We start from the raw sequence: 15,835 nt of genomic DNA on the forward strand, positions 1-15,835 counted from the left end.
GTGAGCGCCGCCGATTTCGTCCCCGACAGCCAAGACCTCGACACGCTGACCGAGGCCGCGCACGGGTGCAAGGGGTGCGACCTGTACCTGCACGCGAATCAGACGGTGTTCGGCGCAGGCGCGGCGGACGCCGCCATGATGCTCGTCGGTGAACAACCCGGCGATCAGGAGGACAAGGCAGGTGCCCCGTTCGTCGGGCCTGCGGGCAAGCTGCTCGACAAGGCGCTGATCGAGGCTGGGGTCGACCGCGACCGGTTGTACGTCACCAACGCGGTGAAGCACTTCAAGTTCACGCTGCCCGAACGCGGTAAGCGCCGCATCCACAAGACCCCCAGCCGGACCGAGGTGGTGGCGTGCAGGCCATGGCTGTTCGCGGAGATGATGTCGGTTGAGCCCGACGTGGTCGTGCTGCTCGGTGCTACGGCAGCAAAGTCGTTGATGGGCAACGACTTTCGATTGACCGCGCATCGGGGCGAGGCATTGCACCTGCCCGCCATCGACGAGCTGGCCGATCTCGACTTCGACCCGCAGGTGGCCGTCACCGTTCACCCATCGTCCGTGCTGCGTGGACCGCCGGAGGACAGGGCCAAAGCATTCGACGGGCTGGTGTCGGATCTGCGGTTCGCCGCCGGGTTGGTGACCCGTTGAGACATGATCGGCTAGATGCAGCCCGCAGTCGATCGCATCGTCCGGCTGCTGGACGGACGGTCGGTTAGCTACGCGCAATACGGCCAACCCGATGGCTTTCCGATCGTCAACGCACACGGTGGGTTGGCCTGCCGCCTCGATGTGGCTGCCGCAGACGCCGTTGCGACAGCCGCTGGTATCCGGCTGATCTCCCCCGACCGGCCGGGTGTGGGGCGGTCGGATCCGCAACCCGGTCGCACCGTCGACGACTGGGCGCAAGATGTCGCGGGACTGCTCGACCTGATCGACGTCGACCGGTTCGCGGTGATGGGCTGGTCGATGGGTGGGCAGTACGCCGCGGCCGTGGGCCATGCGCTACCGAATCGGGTGACCCGGGTAGCGATCATCGCCGGCGCGTTGCCTCTGACCGAGCCCGGCGTGTTTGACGAACTGCCTGCGATGGACCGGACGCTGACCCGCCTCTCCCAGCGCGCACCGTGGCTTGCGGCGCAGTGGTTTCGGATCATGGGATTCGCGGCGGGCGCCGCACCGACGTTGTACGGGCGACTGGCCGCGCGCGAGCTCGGCCAGGCCGACGGAGCGGTACTCCACGACGAGGGCTTCCCGGCGTTCGCGCGGATGACGCGCGAGGCGTTACGGCAACCGGCAGGCGCGGTTGAGGAGTACCGGGCGTGGATGCGACCGTGGGGTTTTGCTCCAGAGGAGCTGACGGTGGCAGTAGATGTGTGGGCTGGAACGGGTGACCAACTCGTCAACGAAAGCTGGCCGCACCGGTTGGCTTCGCGAATCCCCAACGCCACCTTGAATATTCGCGACGGCGGCCATTTCATGGCGCACCTGCACTACCGCGATATCTTCGCTGCGCTGAGGCGCTAGTACAAGTCGACGCGCCGGTCGTCGAACAGGTGGACGTGCTCGGTCAGGGTCTTGTCGTGGGTGAGGGCCAGGTCGATGTCGGCGACGGCCATCGCAGTACCGGGACCTGCTGCGGCGGCGATCCAGCCGTCCGGATCGACGATCACGGTGCCTTCCGTCCACTGTTGGCCACGCTCGACGCCAGCCCGGTCGCACGCCGCCACGGCGACTTTGTTCGTCCTTGCCGTCGACATCGCGGTGATGACCTCGCCAGGGCGTTCGCCCTCTGGCCGGGGAAACAACGGCCAGTTCACCGGCGCGGCGATCAGCTCTGCGCCGTGCACCGCGATGGGGCGAGTGAGTTCGGCGAACTCGAGGTCGTAGCAGACCATCACGGCGATCGCGCCGTGCTTCGTCTCGACCACCGAGGGCAGCGTGTCGCCCGGGGTGAAGATCAACTTCTCGCGGTCCCACAGATGCGTCTTGCGATAGGTGGCGATCACGCCGGTGGCGTCGACCATCACCGCGCTGTTGTACAACCGGGTATCGTCGCCGAGTTCGCAGAAGCCGCCGATGACGATCGAATCGCCCGCGGCTGCAGACCAATTGGCGAATGCCGCAGCTCCCGGCGTGAGCGCCGCCGCCCGCGCTTCATCGGCATCGGCGAACATGTATCCGGACGTGGCGAGCTCGGGCAGCACAATCACGTTGGCGCCTGCCGCGACCGCCTGACGGATGTTCTCCTCGATCAACTCGGCGTTGGCGGCCAATTCGCCGATCGTCGGGTCGATCTGGCAGCACGCGATCCTGACCATGGTGCAACGGTACGGGACCGGTGTCGCTCCGATCGAGCGGCCGGAACGTCAGCCGTACAGTTCTTCGAACCGCTGGATCGACCGTTCGATGTCGCCCTTGACGGCGCGCGCGGCGGCCGCTCCGATCGGCCCGAACAAGGGCCTGCCACCCAGTTCGAGGTTGAACGTGAACGCGGAGCCGGTCTCGGTCGGCGAGACCGTCATCCGCAGCGCGTACTTGGTGCCGCCGACACCGTCGCCGGTCATGTGCAGCAGCCGGGGCGGGTCAAGCTCGCGCACGGTCCAGGTCACTCGATTGCGTAACCCCTTCGCGCCTGCGACGCCGACGAGGGTCGCACCCGTCGTCAGTTCCGCCGGTACCTCGCCGCGCCAGCCCTGGTGCATCACCAGCCAGTCGCCGAGCTCGGCCAGATTCGAAGCATGGGCCCAGGCGTCTTCGGGGGACAGCGACAGCTCGCGGGACAGCTCGAGTTTGGCCACGGCTACCAGGCTGCTTTCTGATACACAAGCCAACGCATTTCGATGGGCGATTCTTCGCGCGGCAGGTCGAACACGTCGCGGCCGCTGACCCAGTCGGCATACCAACTCGTCTGCGGCCAGGCGCCCTGCGGCAGATGCGCCATCTCGTAGTCGTACACGGAATCGTCGGACACCAGGTGAAGCGCCGAACCGGCGGCCGCCGTCGACAATTCCTGGGCGGTGAAAATTGTTGTGTAACACTGCTGTCCGAGTTCGCGCGCGGCGTCATCCGGTGTGTAGCCGGGCTTCGCGAGGAACGCGTTGAACACCAGGTGGCCGCCAGGGACAAGGCACTGGCCGGCGAGTTCGAAAACCGCGCGCAGCTGCTGCGCCGTGCGGAAATCCGAAACCACCTCGGACAGCAGGATCAGCTCATAGTCGTGCCGCAGGTCGTCCTCGGTGGCGAAGATGTCCCGCTCGATCACGCGCACGGTCAGCGATTCCCGTTCGGCGTCGGTACGAATGATCTCCGCGAACTTCGGCGTCATCTCCACCACGTCGACGGGGTGGCCGCGCCGCGCCAGCGCCAGCGTGTTGCGCCCGGTTCCCCCACCGATGTCCAGAATCCGGAACGCTCTGGGGTCGAGCGCGAGGTTGGCCAACGCCAGTACTCGGGCGTCCGGTTCGGTGCCGAACAGCGGCGGCTCGCGGGTGCTGATCCAGTTCTCGTAGGCGCCCTCGACCGTCCACCATTCGGCCTTGACGTGATAGTTCAACGTCGTGCCGACCGGGGCGTCGTAGGAGATGACGATGTTGGAGCGCGGCGAGTTGGCGTATGCCTCCGCGAGTTGGCCCTCCAGCACCTCTCTGACGTGGGCGAGCTGTTCATCGCTGAACGGCCTACCCAGGGTCGCGAACAGCGACTCGCACATCGCTACGTACTGATCGATCATCCCCGGCACCGCGGGCACGGTGATTTTTCCGGTGACAACCGATCGGCGCTGCAGTCGCCTGGCCATTGCGTCGCGCACTGCTGGATTGACCGAGCGCAGGGGTGGATTGTCCATCGGTGCAAACGTTAGGTAAGCCGCGGCACCCGCGCACGACTATTACCCAACGTGTCGCGAGCGAGTGACGGGATTCGAACCCGTGTAGACGGCTTTGCAGGCCGGTGCCTAGCCACTCAGCCACACCCGCAACAGGACAAGATCCTGCCGGCCGGCCCGGCACCGGCCCAGGCTTTGGATCGCCGTGATCGCTAGTCGTCCATCGGCACGCCGACTGCGTCGGTGCCTTGTGGCCAACCGGCAGGCGAGTCTTCCCACTTCTCCTGGCGGCCATACGGCGTCAGATCGAGGAAGGGATATCCCGGCGCGGAGTGGTCGAGACCGCGCGCGAACGCCGAATACGTGTGGAACACCTCGTCTTCGCGTCGGAGGAAGACGCTGGCACCCGGCCAGTCTCCGCGCAGCACATCATCGGTCAGTCCGTCGGCGTGCAACTCGTCGACGGATTTGTAGTTGTACTCGATCGGCGCGCGCGCCGGGTCCAAGGTGACGTGGTAGTCGTAGGTGAAGTCGTTGTCACGCGACGAGTACCACGGAAACGTCCATCCGTGTTCGGCCTGGTAGCGCGCGATGCTGGCATACGGCGCTCTCGACACCGCCGCGAACGTCACGCCCTTGGCATGCAGCAGTCCGCGGTCCCGTTCGGTGAACGTGAGATCCGCTGCCATCGTGCAACTCGGGCAGCCCCTGTCGGTGGCGTCGATCCACATGAAGTGGTGGATGTACAACTGTGGGCGGCCGTCGAACATGTCGACCAAGCGCAGTTCGCCGTCGGGGCCCTCGAACACGTAGTCCTTGTCTACCTTCACCATCGGCAGCCGGCGTCGCTCCGCATTGACGGCATCTCGCAGATGGGTGACTTCGCGTTCGCGCGCCAGTAGCTTCTTGCGGGCGGCGAGCCATTCCTCGCGACTGGTGACGTCGGGATAGCCGGCGGCAGTTGTGGGCATCGCGCATCTCCTAACCAATAGGCACTGGCAACATGGGCTGCAAATATGGACTATGCGGCGCGCCGAAAGTCATCGGTCCTGCCCCGGGGTTAATTTGTTTCCCATGCAGGTGTGGCTGGCCGATCCGCCGTTCTTCGGTGGCCCGGGACAGGGCACGCGACAGATCGTCGAGCTGTTCGTTGCGTTCGGCCTGACGTCGTTGATCGGCCTCGAGCGCGAGATCCAGGGCAAGAGCGCCGGGGTGCGCACCCAGACCATCGTCGGCACCGCCGCCGCCCTGATCCTGCTCGTCAGCAAGTACGGCTTCTCCGACGTGCTGCAGGACGGTCTGGTGGTCGTCGACCCGTCCCGTGTCGCGGCCCAAATCGTCTCGGGCATCGGCTTTCTCGGTGCCGGCATCATCATCTTCCGGCGTGGCTCAGTCCACGGACTGACGACGGCAGCGGCCGTGTGGGAGTCCGCGGCCATCGGCATGGCGGCGGGCTCGGGCCTTCTGCTGTTGGCGGTCACGGTGACCGCGATGCACTTCCTGATCATCGTCGGCTTCATGCCGCTGGCGAAGCGACTGTCCGCCCGGCTTGCCGGCTCGGTCACCATGCACGTCACCTATGACGAGGGCCGCGGCGTGATGAGTCGGCTACTGCAGGCGTGCGACAAGAGGCAGTGGCAGCTCACCGATCTGTCGGCCGACGCCGCAGGCGAGCGCATCGCCGCGGGCAGCGCCGGTGTACTACTCACGCTGTCGGGCAGGGGCATTCTCGCCGCGCCGACGGTGCTGGCGTCCATCGACGGGGTGACGGCGATCCGCCAGCTCGACGACGAATCCGACTAGTCATACTGCGGTGTGACCATCGGACTGATCTGTGCGATTCCGCAGGAACTCGCACACCTGCGCGCCATCCTCGCCGACGCCCGCAGCACGGAAGCCGCGCACACCGTCTTCGACAGCGGCATGATCGACGGGCATGACGTCGTGCTGGTTGGTTCGGGCATGGGCAAGGTCAATGCCGCGCTCGTGACGACGCTTCTGGCCGACCGATTCGGTTGCCGCACAATTGTTTTCACCGGCGTGGCCGGCGGCCTGGACCCGGGGCTGGCCATCGGTGACATCGTCGTCGCCGATTTCTTGATCCAGCACGACGCGGGCGTGGTGGAAAACGGACGCGTACGGACGTATCAGCCCGGCTACGTACCGGTCATCAACCCCACCGATCGACTCGGCTATCCAGTGGATGGCGAACTGCTGGACCGGGTCAGGGAGCGGCTGGCGGACGTCTCGATTCCTGGCCAAATCGTCTACGGCACAGTGCTATCCGGTGATCAGTACCTGAACTGCGAGACCACCCGCGACCGACTGCGCAGTGATCTCGGCGGGCAGGCGATCGAGATGGAGGGCGGTGCGGTCGCGCAGGTGTGCGAGTCGTTCGGCATCCCCTGGCTGGTGATCCGGGCGCTGTCGGACCTCGCCGGCGGCAATGCGCTGTTCGACTTCACCGCGTTCGTCGATCAGGCCGCCGAGTCCTCGGCGACCATCCTGCGCCGGCTGCTGCCAGTGCTCTGAGGACGCCCGCTTCTCGTCGACGCGAGCACACCGACCGCGGCCAGCACCGCGAACGTCGAGAAGAGCCAGCGCGCCTGCGTCGCGCCCCCGCTTTCGGTCAGGTTGACCACCACTCCGGCGAGCCCGGCACCGAAGGCACCGCAGATCAACTGCACGGTGTTGATGGCGGCTGCGGCCGCTGGGCCTTCGGCTGGATCGTCGACTCGACTCATCGCCCATGCGGAAAGATGTGGCCACGCAATACCGACCCCGATGCCGGTGATCAGCAGTGCCACCGCCCACACCGCGACAAGCCCGAACGACGCCCGCTCGTATTGCGTGGCCGCGGCCAATGCCAGCCCGGTGGCCATCACCAGCGGCGCGACGGCCACCGTCCACCTGATCGCCCGCTCGCTGTGCAGCGATGCGCTGCTGATCTCGCCGACGGTCCAGCCGATGGCAAGCCCCGCACCGAGGAACCCCGCGGCAACCGGTGTCAGATGCGCCAATCGTTGACCGAAGAGCGGCACATACATGTCGGCCATCGTCGCCGCCATCAACAACCCGAGCGTCAGGTAAATCCATTTCAACGGGCCGGCGCCAAAGGTGCTCGGCGGCAGCACCGCCGCGGGCAGCCGCCGGTCGACGTAGAGAAACGCGGCCACCAGTACGGCGCCGAGCGCCAACAGCGCCGCGGTCGCGCGCCAATCGTGCGGAATGCCGGCCACGCTCACCACGAGGGCCGCGGTGCCAAGCAGGACCAGTGACCAGATGGGGATCGGGCTGCGCGGGTCACCCACTTCGGCGTCGCCGCGCGCAGGCAGGGCGACGGGCACCAGGGCCGCCATCACAGCCGTCAGAATCACCAGGACACCGAAAGCCCAACGCCAAGAACCGAATTGGGCGAAGAGCCCGCCGGCGGCCGGCCCCACCAGCGTGCCAACCCCCCACATCGCCGACACCAGTGCAGAGGCCTTGGTCCACAACGAACTGGGCAGCGCGGTGTTGATCACGGCATATCCGAGACCGGCGAGCAGACCGCCGGCCGCGCCCTGGACCACGCGGCCTGCTAGCAAAATCTCCATCGTCGGCGCCGCCGCGCACGCCAGACTGCCGATGCCAAACACGCTGAGCCCCAACAGGTATGCCCAGCGTGGGCCCAGCCGCAACAGCAGCGAGTGCACGGTGGTCGCGGCGACCACCGATGCCACCAGGTACACGGTTGTCACCCATGCGTAGTAGCGGTGCCCGCCGATGTCGGCGACCGCGCTCGGCATCAGGCTGATGGTGAGGAATTCGTTCGTGGCGTACAGCGCGACACCGCCGGCGAGCACGGCCGAGGCCCCGAGGTTCTTGGGGCCCAGCAGCTCACGCCAGCTACCGGTGATGATCGCCGGGGTATCGGTCACGCCGCTCACCGTAAGAGCTCAACCGTCATTGAGGTCAAGTGATTTTGACGTTGGCGATTCTCACAATTAGCTGTCTCGGTGGCACTAGCGTGTTCACCGTGGTAGCAAAAGCGCCGATGCAGCGCGGACGGTTGCGGTGGCTCGTCGCTGCGTCGGTGGCGGCCGTGCTCGCAGCAGGCTGCTCAGGCGAACAGTCCGCGGGCGAAAGCATTGACCTGGCCAAGTTGGATGTGGGCACCTTTCCGACCACGCTGCGCGCGGTGCCCGGTCAGCCATCACCGCAGGAGGCCACTCTCCTCGAAAGCATTCGGATGGCGGACGCCGTCGCCGATTCGTCGCAATTCGATTCGATGCTGCTGTACGTGTGGCGGGCCGACCCGATTCCCGACGCAGCCAGTCTTCTTCCGCTTCTCGGCGAAGCGGGCAAAGGGGTCCTCGATCAGCACGGTTGGTTGGCCGGGTATCGCGCCGGCTTCGCGGACCGACCCCCGCCCGCAGACAATGCGCCCCCTGAGCCCTACGTCGGGCTGTCGATCACGCTGCTGCGTTTTCCCAACGACGATGCGGCACGCGCGGCAGCAGCCTCGCTCGACACCACCAACTGGAAAGACATGGCCAAGACAGTCGCGGTGCCGCTGCCCAAGCATCCGGAAGTCCTGGCTCGCTACACACCGGGAAACGGCGCGGTGCTCGCAGACACTGCGATGGGGCCGTTCGTCGTGCATCTGATGATCGATGCCCCGCCCGCCGAAGTGGAATCCCACATCGGTGACCTCGACCCCGTTGTCGATGCCCAGCGAAAGCTGTTGCAGGACTTCCGTCCCACCCCGCCCGAAGCGATCCCGACGCTGCCCCGGGACCCCGATGGGTTGTTGAGCCGGATGGTCAGCACCGACCCGGCGCATCCAACACCGGTGTCAGCCCGATTCGGGGTCTACGGACCCACCGGCGCGCTGCATTTCCAGCCGTCGACGTTCCGCAAGGACAAGCTCTACGAGAAGTGGGGTGTCGACCGGCTGGCGGTCTCCGGCGCCCAAAACCTCTACCGGCTACGAGACCACAAGTCCGCACTCGAGATGCTCGCCGAGTTCACCGCCGAGGCCTCCGGCCGCGAACACGAGATCGACGCCGATCCGAACGTCCCTGACGAACGCTGCTTCCAGGTCAACAACTCACCCTCGAACGCATTCGTGTGCCGGATCGTGTTCGAGAACTTCTACACCTCACTGCACGCCGACACCGCGATCAGCGCCAAGCAGAAGTCGGCCGCGCAGTACGCGCTGCTCGCAGCCGCCACGTAGCGGTCAGCTTCGGCAGGCCCTACTTGAGCCCCGCGGCGTCCATTCCGCGCAGTTCCTTCTTGAGATCATGGATCTCGTCGCGGATGCGCGCGGCCAACTCGAACTGCAGATCGCGGGCCGCGGCCATCATCTGTTCGGTCAGATCCCTGATCAGGTCGGCGAGCTCGGCGCGCGGCATGTTCGAGGTGTCGCGACCCTCGATGATTCCGGCGCTGACCGCGCGGCCCGGCTCCCCCTGTGCGCGACGACCGCGCGAGGCGTTGCGGCCGGAGCCACCGACCTCGACGTCGTCGGCCTCGCGGTAGACCTGGTCGAGAATGTCGGCGATCTTCTTGCGCAACGGCTTTGGATCGATGCCGTTGGCCTTGTTGTAGGCGACCTGCTTGGCGCGGCGGCGCTCCGTCTCGTCGATGGCCTCCCGCATCGAGTCGGTGATGTTGTCGGCGTACATGTGCACCTCGCCGGACACGTTGCGCGCCGCGCGGCCGATGGTCTGGATCAGGCTGCGGGTCGACCGCAGGAAGCCTTCCTTGTCGGCGTCGAGGATCGCCACCAGCGACACTTCGGGCAGGTCGAGGCCCTCGCGCAGCAGGTTGATGCCGACCAGTACGTCATATTCGCCCAGTCGCAGCTGCCGCAGCAGCTCGACCCGGCGGAGCGTGTCCACCTCGGAGTGCAGGTACCGCACCCGGATGCCCATCTCCAGGAGGTAGTCGGTGAGGTCCTCGGCCATCTTCTTGGTGAGCGTCGTGACGAGCACGCGCTCGTCGCGCTCCGTGCGCTTGCGGATCTCGCCGATCAGGTCGTCGATCTGGCCCTTCGTCGGCTTGACCACCACCTGCGGGTCGACCAGTCCGGTCGGGCGGATCACCTGCTCGACGAACTCGCCTTGCGTCTGACTCAACTCGTACGGCCCCGGCGTCGCGGACAGATACACCGTCTGGCCGATCCGGTCGGCGAACTCCTCCCACGTCAGCGGCCGGTTGTCGATGGCCGACGGTAGCCGGAACCCGAAGTCGACCAGGTTGCGCTTGCGCGAGATGTCGCCCTCGTACATGCCGCCGATCTGCGGCACCGTCACGTGCGATTCGTCGATGACGAGCAGGAAGTCCTCGGGGAAGTAGTCGAGCAGGGTGGCAGGCGCTGAGCCGGCCGGGCGGGCATCGATGTGGCGTGAGTAGTTCTCGATGCCCGAGCAGAAGCCGACCTGACGCATCATCTCGACGTCATAGTTGGTGCGCATCCGCAGCCGCTGCGCCTCCAGCAGCTTGCCCTGCCCTTCGAGCTCGGCCAGCCGCTCTTCGAGCTCCTGCTCGATGGTCGAGATCGCGTGTGCCATGCGGTCTGGACCTGCCACGTAGTGCGTGGCCGGGAAGATCCGCAGCGAGTCGACCTTGCGAACGACGTCACCGGTCAGCGGATGCAGGTAGTACAGCTCCTCGATCTCGTCGCCGAAGAACTCGATGCGGACCGCAAGCTCCTCGTAGGACGGGATGATCTCGACGGTGTCGCCGCGAACCCGGAACGAGCCGCGAGTGAACGCCATGTCGTTGCGGGTGTACTGAACGTCGACGAGCAGTCGCAGCAGCGCGTCGCGCGGGACTTCCTGGCCGATCTGCAGCTCGACCGAGCGGTCCAGATACGACTGGGGCGTGCCAAGGCCATAGATGCAGGACACCGACGCGACCACCACCACGTCGCGCCGCGACAGCAGGCTCGACGTCGCCGAGTGCCGCAGCCGCTCGACGTCGTCGTTGATGGAGCTGTCCTTCTCGATGTAGGTGTCGGTCTGCGCGATGTACGCCTCGGGCTGGTAGTAGTCGTAGTACGAGACGAAGTACTCAACGGCGTTGTGCGGCAACATCTCTCGTAGCTCGTTGGCAAGCTGTGCGGCCAGGGTCTTGTTCGGCGCCATCACCAGCGTTGGGCGCTGCAGGCGCTCGATCAGCCACGCGGTGGTCGCCGACTTACCCGTTCCGGTGGCACCCAGCAGCACGACATCGCGCTCCCCCGCTCTGATGCGGCGCTCGAGCTCGTCGATGGCGGCAGGCTGATCACCCGCGGGCGAGTGCGGGCTGACCACCTCGAAGCGGCCGCCCGCCCGCACGACCTCGTCGACGGCGCGATACTCCGAGTGCGCAAGCACGGGGTGTTCGGTAGCGAAAGCCATTTCACCAGGGTAGAACCCACCACCGACATCGGCTGTTCCCCAGGCTCAGGCCCCGGTGAAGCGCGGCTGACGGCGTTCGACGAACGCCTGGATCCCCTCGGCCCCGTCGCTGGTCTTGAACAGGGCGACGACGTCGTCGACGAAGCGGTCCTCGGCGGACCGCTCACCCTCACGGTTGGCACGCTGAGCTGCGATGAGTGTGGTTCGCACGGCCAGCGGCGCCGATCGTGCGGCGATCCGCTCAGCCAGTTCGACGGCGCGCTCGCGCTGCCGTCCCGGTTCGACAACCTCCTGCACCAGGCCGATCCGCAGCGCCTCTGCGGCGTCGAATTCGTCAGCGGTCAGCAGCCAGCGCATCGCGTTGCCCCAGCCGGCGTCGCGCGGCAGCCGGGTGGTGGCCCCGCCGAACGGATAGATGCCCCGCTGGACCTCGAGTTGGGCGAACCGGGTATCGGCGCCGGCGATCCGGATGTCTGCGGCCAGCAGGAGTTCGATGCCGAGCGTCAGGCACCAGCCGTGGGCGGCGGCGACCACCGGCTTCGTCCACCCCCGGCCGTCATTGCGCCACGGGTTTCGGGCGTCGTCGGGCCAGTCCAGCGACCCATTCATCAGGCGGGGGCCGACTTCGGCAAGGTCCAGGCCGGCGGTGAAGTTGTCGCCCTCCGCGTACAGCACGCCGACGCGCAGGTTGTCGTCGCGTTCCAGGCGTTCGTAGGCGCGGCCCAGCTCCTCGAGCATCTCGACGTCGAATGCGTTTCGCTTTGCGGGCCGGTTGAGCCCCATGTGCAGTATGTGGTCCCGTTCGTCGACTATGACAGTTGGCATAATCTAGAGGCTAGACTATGATGGATGTCATAGCCAGCGATAGCCGAGACCGGATGATTCAAAGCGCCGCTTTGCTGTTCAGAGAGAACGGCTACAGCGGCACGGGTTTTCGCGACGTCATCGAGCACAGCGGAGCGCCGCGCGGTTCGATCTACCACCACTTTCCCGGCGGCAAGGAACAACTCGCGGCGGAGACGATGGCGTGGGCCGCTGGCGTGGTCGAGCGGCGCATCGCCCGTGCCGCTGAGGGCGGCGACCCGATCGCTGCACTCGGCATCTTCGTCGACTCCTGGCGAGAAGTGCTCGAAGACAGCAACTTTCGTGCCGGCTGTCCCGTCGTTGCTGTGGCCGCCGAGGCGGACGCCGGGTCAACCGCGACCGATGCGGCCGCCGCCGCGTTCACGCGTTGGCAGGATCTGATCGGACGGAGCCTGCTCGACGCGGGTGTCAGCCGCACCGACGCGCGACGATTAGCTACCACGGTCGTCGCCGCGATCGAGGGCGCGATCCTGCTCTGCCGGGTACGGCGCGACATCCGCCCGCTGCGCGACGTCCACCGCGCGCTGGAGGCTACCCTGCGCACCGCGATTTCCTGGCACAACCGATGACCTCTCGGCCGCCTATGCTGAGAGCATCCACGCGCCAAAGCACGAAACATTTGACCTGGTAGCCCGCACCAACACCGATCCGAAGGGCATCGTGCGGGCCGTTGACGTCTATACCGTCGAGCCGTGGGGCCTTTACATGGCGCGACCGGCCCCCGGACGCACACAGTTTCACTACATCGAGTCTTGGTTGCTGCCGTCCGTCGGCTTGCGAGCCACGATCTTTCACTTCAACCCCGGCCATGAAGTCGATCAGGACTACTACCTCGACGTCGGCCACTACACGCCGGGGACCAACGCATGGCATGCCGAGGACCACTACCTCGACCTCGTCGTCCGGACAGGCAAGAGCGTCGAGTTGTTGGACGTCGACGAGCTCCTGACCGCCGTCCGTCACGGCCTGTTGACGCCGGAAACCGGCGAGCATGCGGTGCAGACGGCCGTGTCGGCGATCGACGGGCTGTCCAGGCACGACTACGACTTGAACCGCTGGCTCGCCGAAAGCGGAATGACGCTGACCTGGCGGCCGGCATAGCCCCGTTCCGCGGCGGGTATGCCTCGGTAATGGTTCCCGACTGGCAGTCGCCGACGCTTGCGACGCTCACCGACGAGCGCTTCTCCGACCCCGATTGGATCTTCGAGCGCAAGCTGGACGGGGTGCGGGGCCTTGCCTTCCGCGACGGCAAGCGGATACGGCTGCTGTCGCGAAACCAATTGTCGCTCAACAACACCTACCCTGAGATCGTCGAGGGACTTGCCAAACAGGAGACATCTCGATTCGTCATGGACGGCGAGATCGTGGCCTTCGAAGGACGACGAACCAGTTTCGAGCGATTGCAGGGCCGCTCCGGCATCACCGATCCCGCCCTCGCCAGGGTGTCGGGCATTCCCGTCTTCTACTACGTGTTCGATCTGATGAACCTGGACGGCGAAGACATCACGGCCTATCCGCTGTTACAGCGTAAACGACTGCTGCGCAACACCTTCAGCTTCGATGATCCGCTACGCTTCACCACCCACCGAGTCAAGGACGGTGAATCGGCTTATCGCGCCGCTTGCGAGCGCGGCGACGAAGGGGTGATCGCGAAGTTGGCCGAATCGACCTACGAGGGCGGACGGTCGCGCAACTGGCTGAAGTTCAAGTGCAGCCGCGATCAAGAGTTTGTGGTCGTCGGGTACACGGCCCCGAAGGGCAGCCGGGTGGGTCTCGGAGCGCTGTTGCTCGGCTACTACGACGGGGCGGATCTGGTCTATGCAGGCAAGGTCGGCACCGGGTTCGACGACGCGACACTGCGAAAACTGCACGAACAATTGGCGCGCACCGAGCAGGCGACGTCGCCCATCACAAGAGGATCGGTCCGCGAGCCGACCGCGCGTTGGGTGCGACCGAAATTGGTGGCGCAGGTGGCGTTCGGCGAGTGGACCCGCGACGGCAAGCTGCGCCACCCGCGATATCTCGGCCTGCGTACCGACAAGAGTCCCAACGAGGTGGTGAGGGAGACGCACTGATGGCTGCAAGGTCCCGAGCAGTCGAGATCACCCATCCGAACCGGGTGGTGTTTCCCGACGACGGCATCACGAAGGGCGACCTGGTCGACTACTACTCAGAAATCGCCGATGTCATGGTGTCGCACTTGAAGGGCAGACCGCTCACGTTGTGGCGATATCCCCGCGGCATCGGCCAGCACGGCTTCGTGCAACAGGATTTCTCCGGCACGCTGCCCGAATGGATGGGCTCGGCCGAGGTCACCAAGGAGGGCGGCACGGTCGTGCACCCGGTCGTGGATCGTCGCGATGCGTTGGTATGGCTGGCCAATCAGAACTGCGTCACCGTGCATTCGTGGCTGTCGCGGCGCGACCTGCTCGGCGAACCGGATCAAGTCATCTTCGACCTGGATCCGTCAACCGACGATTTTGCCGCGGTGCGCGCGGCCGCCCAAGCCTGCGCCGACGTGCTGCGCGATCTCGGCCTTGCGCCGTACCTGAAGACCACCGGATCGCGGGGGCTGCATGTCGTCACGCCGCTGGCCCGCGGACACGACTTCGACACTGTCAGGCAGTTCGCCCGCGACGTCGCCGAGGTCGTGGTGGCGGATGATCCCGCACACCGAACGGTCGAGCAGCGCAAGGACAAGCGCGGCGACCGGATCTACGTCGACGTGATGCGAAATGCCTACGCGCAAACCGCCGCGGCTCCGTACACGGTGCGCGCACGACGCGGTGCTCCCGTCGCCACCCCACTGGAGTGGGACGAGCTGAGCGCACGTGGTTTGCGGCCTGACCGCTTCACGCTTCGCGACGTGCTGAAACGGGTTGCCGGACAAGGCGATCCATGGGCCGACATGCGTCGGCACGCCCGCTCGTTGACCCGGCCCATCGAACGTCTGTCGAAGCTCAATGCCTGAATTACCCGATGTGGAGGGGTTCCGTCGCGAGTTGGCAGAAAAGCTGCCCGGGCGTGAGGTGCGGGCCGTCGACGTGCGTGACCCCGGAGTGTTGCGGAACACCAGCGCGCCCGCGCTGGCCCGCAATCTGATGAAGCACACGTTCCGAAAGCCGCGACGACACGGCAAATGGCTGATCCTGCCGACGGATGGTCCCGTTCTGCTGGTTCACAGCGGGATGACTGGGCAGCCGTACTTCGCGGCCGACGGCGCCAACGAAAAGGGATACGAACGGCTTGTGATCGCCCTCGACCGTGGCGAGTTGCGCTATGCCGATCTCCGGAAACTGCGCGGCATCTGGCTGGCCGTCGACGACGACGCGACAGCCGAGGTGATGGGCAAGCAGGGGCCCGATGCGCTCGGACTCGATCTCGCCGGATTCCGCAAGGCGCTCGAGGGGCGCCGCGGAACACTGAAGCCGACCCTGATGGATCAATCGGTGATCGCGGGCCTTGGCAACCTGCTCGTCGACGAGATCTGTTGGCGTGCAAAGGTGCATCCCGGGCGGCCCGTCAGCAGTGTCGATGCGCGCCGAGTTCACGCTGCGATGAAGAGCGTTCTGGAGACGTCGGTGCGGCACGGGCGAGTGCCCGGCCTTCCGCGGTGGTTGACGCGCGTTCGCGACGACCCGGATCCGGGCTGCCCGCGCTGTCACACCCGGTTGCGGCGTAGCCGGATCGGTGGCCGAACCACGGTGTGGTGTCCGAATTGTCAACCGCCATAACGGCAATGAGCCCGCTCAGCACC

General features: G+C 66.3%; 17 protein-coding genes and 1 tRNA gene. 10 read left to right on the forward strand and 8 right to left on the reverse strand.

The genetic code is table 11. The features are described 5' to 3' along the window. A complete protein-coding gene (locus tag GGC64_RS00245) occupies window positions 1-648 on the forward strand; it encodes a UdgX family uracil-DNA binding protein (RefSeq protein ID WP_192720466.1) in 648 nt (215 codons plus the stop codon). Between the two features lie 15 nt (window positions 649-663). Then, window positions 664-1,524 carry an alpha/beta fold hydrolase gene (locus GGC64_RS00250; RefSeq protein WP_192720467.1) on the forward strand — a complete coding sequence of 287 codons (861 nt, stop codon included), beginning with the start codon at window positions 664-666 and terminating at the stop codon, window positions 1,522-1,524. Here the strand turns inward: GGC64_RS00250 and GGC64_RS00255 are convergent. From GGC64_RS00255 to GGC64_RS00275, 5 genes are all read right to left on the reverse strand, one after another. Beyond that, window positions 1,521-2,318, reverse strand: a complete 798-nt coding sequence (locus GGC64_RS00255) for a nitrilase-related carbon-nitrogen hydrolase (RefSeq protein WP_192720468.1) — start codon at window positions 2,316-2,318, stop codon at window positions 1,521-1,523. The two genes, GGC64_RS00250 and GGC64_RS00255, sit on opposite strands and share 4 nt — an antisense overlap. Window positions 2,319-2,366: 48 nt before the next feature. Further along, window positions 2,367-2,798 carry an SRPBCC family protein gene (locus GGC64_RS00260; RefSeq protein ID WP_192720469.1) on the reverse strand — a complete coding sequence of 144 codons (432 nt, stop codon included), beginning with the start codon at window positions 2,796-2,798 and terminating at the stop codon, window positions 2,367-2,369. 2 nt (window positions 2,799-2,800) lie between these two features. Next, a complete protein-coding gene (locus tag GGC64_RS00265; protein WP_192720470.1) occupies window positions 2,801-3,844 on the reverse strand; it encodes a bifunctional 2-polyprenyl-6-hydroxyphenol methylase/3-demethylubiquinol 3-O-methyltransferase UbiG in 1,044 nt (347 codons plus the stop codon). A 59-nt stretch (window positions 3,845-3,903) separates the two neighbouring features. Then, window positions 3,904-3,974, reverse strand: a tRNA-Cys gene (locus tag GGC64_RS00270). 61 nt (window positions 3,975-4,035) lie between these two features. After that, window positions 4,036-4,794 (reverse strand): DUF899 domain-containing protein, encoded by a 759-nt coding sequence (locus tag GGC64_RS00275; protein WP_192720471.1) that lies wholly within the window; start codon window positions 4,792-4,794, stop codon window positions 4,036-4,038. Window positions 4,795-4,897: 103 nt separating this feature from the next. Between GGC64_RS00275 and GGC64_RS00280 the strand changes: the two genes are divergently transcribed. Both GGC64_RS00280 and GGC64_RS00285 read left to right on the forward strand, forming a co-directional pair. Next, window positions 4,898-5,626 carry an MgtC/SapB family protein gene (locus GGC64_RS00280; RefSeq protein ID WP_192720472.1) on the forward strand — a complete coding sequence of 243 codons (729 nt, stop codon included), beginning with the start codon at window positions 4,898-4,900 and terminating at the stop codon, window positions 5,624-5,626. 12 nt (window positions 5,627-5,638) lie between these two features. Continuing rightward, window positions 5,639-6,355, forward strand: coding sequence for a 5'-methylthioadenosine/adenosylhomocysteine nucleosidase (locus tag GGC64_RS00285; protein WP_192720473.1), 717 nt, complete (start codon window positions 5,639-5,641; stop codon window positions 6,353-6,355). Here the strand turns inward: GGC64_RS00285 and GGC64_RS00290 are convergent. After that, window positions 6,301-7,743: an MFS transporter gene (locus tag GGC64_RS00290; protein WP_192720474.1), complete on the reverse strand. Its 1,443-nt coding sequence runs from the start codon at window positions 7,741-7,743 to the stop codon at window positions 6,301-6,303. The genes GGC64_RS00285 and GGC64_RS00290 overlap by 55 nt on opposite strands. A 98-nt stretch (window positions 7,744-7,841) precedes the next feature. Between GGC64_RS00290 and GGC64_RS00295 the strand changes: the two genes are divergently transcribed. Beyond that, on the forward strand, window positions 7,842-9,044 hold the full coding sequence (locus GGC64_RS00295) for a hypothetical protein (protein WP_192720475.1): 1,203 nt from the start codon (window positions 7,842-7,844) through the stop codon (window positions 9,042-9,044). Between the two features lie 19 nt (window positions 9,045-9,063). On the opposite strand, the gene uvrB is transcribed toward GGC64_RS00295, so the two are convergent. Next, complete coding sequence (gene uvrB, locus GGC64_RS00300; protein WP_192720476.1) at window positions 9,064-11,214, reverse strand: excinuclease ABC subunit UvrB; 2,151 nt, start codon at window positions 11,212-11,214, stop codon at window positions 9,064-9,066. A gap of 45 nt (window positions 11,215-11,259) precedes the next feature. After that, window positions 11,260-12,039 (reverse strand): crotonase/enoyl-CoA hydratase family protein, encoded by a 780-nt coding sequence (locus GGC64_RS00305; RefSeq protein WP_192720477.1) that lies wholly within the window; start codon window positions 12,037-12,039, stop codon window positions 11,260-11,262. Window positions 12,040-12,092: 53 nt separating this feature from the next. Here GGC64_RS00305 and GGC64_RS00310 point away from each other — a divergent pair, with 53 nt between their 5' ends. Genes GGC64_RS00310 through GGC64_RS00330 form a run of 5 tightly spaced genes read left to right on the forward strand, consistent with a single transcriptional unit; the run spans window position 12,093 to window position 15,812 of the window. Further along, window positions 12,093-12,647: a TetR/AcrR family transcriptional regulator gene (locus GGC64_RS00310; protein WP_225951123.1), complete on the forward strand. Its 555-nt coding sequence runs from the start codon at window positions 12,093-12,095 to the stop codon at window positions 12,645-12,647. A 25-nt stretch (window positions 12,648-12,672) separates the two neighbouring features. Continuing rightward, window positions 12,673-13,179: a DUF402 domain-containing protein gene (locus GGC64_RS00315; protein WP_192722329.1), complete on the forward strand. Its 507-nt coding sequence runs from the start codon at window positions 12,673-12,675 to the stop codon at window positions 13,177-13,179. 29 nt (window positions 13,180-13,208) lie between these two features. Further along, window positions 13,209-14,153 carry a non-homologous end-joining DNA ligase gene (gene ligD, locus GGC64_RS00320; RefSeq protein ID WP_192720478.1) on the forward strand — a complete coding sequence of 315 codons (945 nt, stop codon included), beginning with the start codon at window positions 13,209-13,211 and terminating at the stop codon, window positions 14,151-14,153. After that, window positions 14,153-15,049: a non-homologous end-joining DNA ligase gene (gene ligD, locus GGC64_RS00325; protein WP_192720479.1), complete on the forward strand. Its 897-nt coding sequence runs from the start codon at window positions 14,153-14,155 to the stop codon at window positions 15,047-15,049. The genes ligD (GGC64_RS00320) and ligD (GGC64_RS00325) overlap by 1 nt, the downstream gene beginning before the upstream one ends. Next, window positions 15,042-15,812, forward strand: coding sequence for an Fpg/Nei family DNA glycosylase (locus GGC64_RS00330; protein WP_192720480.1), 771 nt, complete (start codon window positions 15,042-15,044; stop codon window positions 15,810-15,812). Before ligD (GGC64_RS00325) ends, GGC64_RS00330 begins: the two co-directional genes overlap by 8 nt. The last annotated feature ends 23 nt before the right edge of the window (window positions 15,813-15,835 follow it).

Origin of the sequence: Mycobacterium sp. OAS707 (genome assembly GCF_014873705.1) — a bacterium.
Classification (GTDB): Bacteria; Actinomycetota; Actinomycetes; order Mycobacteriales; family Mycobacteriaceae; genus Mycobacterium.

What these genes read in the sequence shown, in the direction of transcription:
- GGC64_RS00250 (WP_192720467.1), top strand. Translation starts at nt 664, where the DNA reads ATGCAGCCCGCAGTCGATCGCATCGTCCGGCTGCTGGACGGACGGTCG.
- GGC64_RS00255 (WP_192720468.1), bottom strand. Translation starts at nt 2,318, where the DNA reads ATGGTCAGGATCGCGTGCTGCCAGATCGACCCGACGATCGGCGAATTG.
- GGC64_RS00330 (WP_192720480.1), top strand. Translation starts at nt 15,042, where the DNA reads ATGCCTGAATTACCCGATGTGGAGGGGTTCCGTCGCGAGTTGGCAGAA.
- GGC64_RS00280 (WP_192720472.1), top strand. Translation starts at nt 4,898, where the DNA reads ATGCAGGTGTGGCTGGCCGATCCGCCGTTCTTCGGTGGCCCGGGACAG.
- GGC64_RS00305 (WP_192720477.1), bottom strand. Translation starts at nt 12,039, where the DNA reads ATGCCAACTGTCATAGTCGACGAACGGGACCACATACTGCACATGGGG.
- ligD (WP_192720478.1), top strand. Translation starts at nt 13,209, where the DNA reads ATGGTTCCCGACTGGCAGTCGCCGACGCTTGCGACGCTCACCGACGAG.
- GGC64_RS00265 (WP_192720470.1), bottom strand. Translation starts at nt 3,844, where the DNA reads ATGGACAATCCACCCCTGCGCTCGGTCAATCCAGCAGTGCGCGACGCA.
- GGC64_RS00275 (WP_192720471.1), bottom strand. Translation starts at nt 4,794, where the DNA reads ATGCCCACAACTGCCGCCGGCTATCCCGACGTCACCAGTCGCGAGGAA.
- uvrB (WP_192720476.1), bottom strand. Translation starts at nt 11,214, where the DNA reads ATGGCTTTCGCTACCGAACACCCCGTGCTTGCGCACTCGGAGTATCGC.
- ligD (WP_192720479.1), top strand. Translation starts at nt 14,153, where the DNA reads ATGGCTGCAAGGTCCCGAGCAGTCGAGATCACCCATCCGAACCGGGTG.
- GGC64_RS00310 (WP_225951123.1), top strand. Translation starts at nt 12,093, where the DNA reads ATGATTCAAAGCGCCGCTTTGCTGTTCAGAGAGAACGGCTACAGCGGC.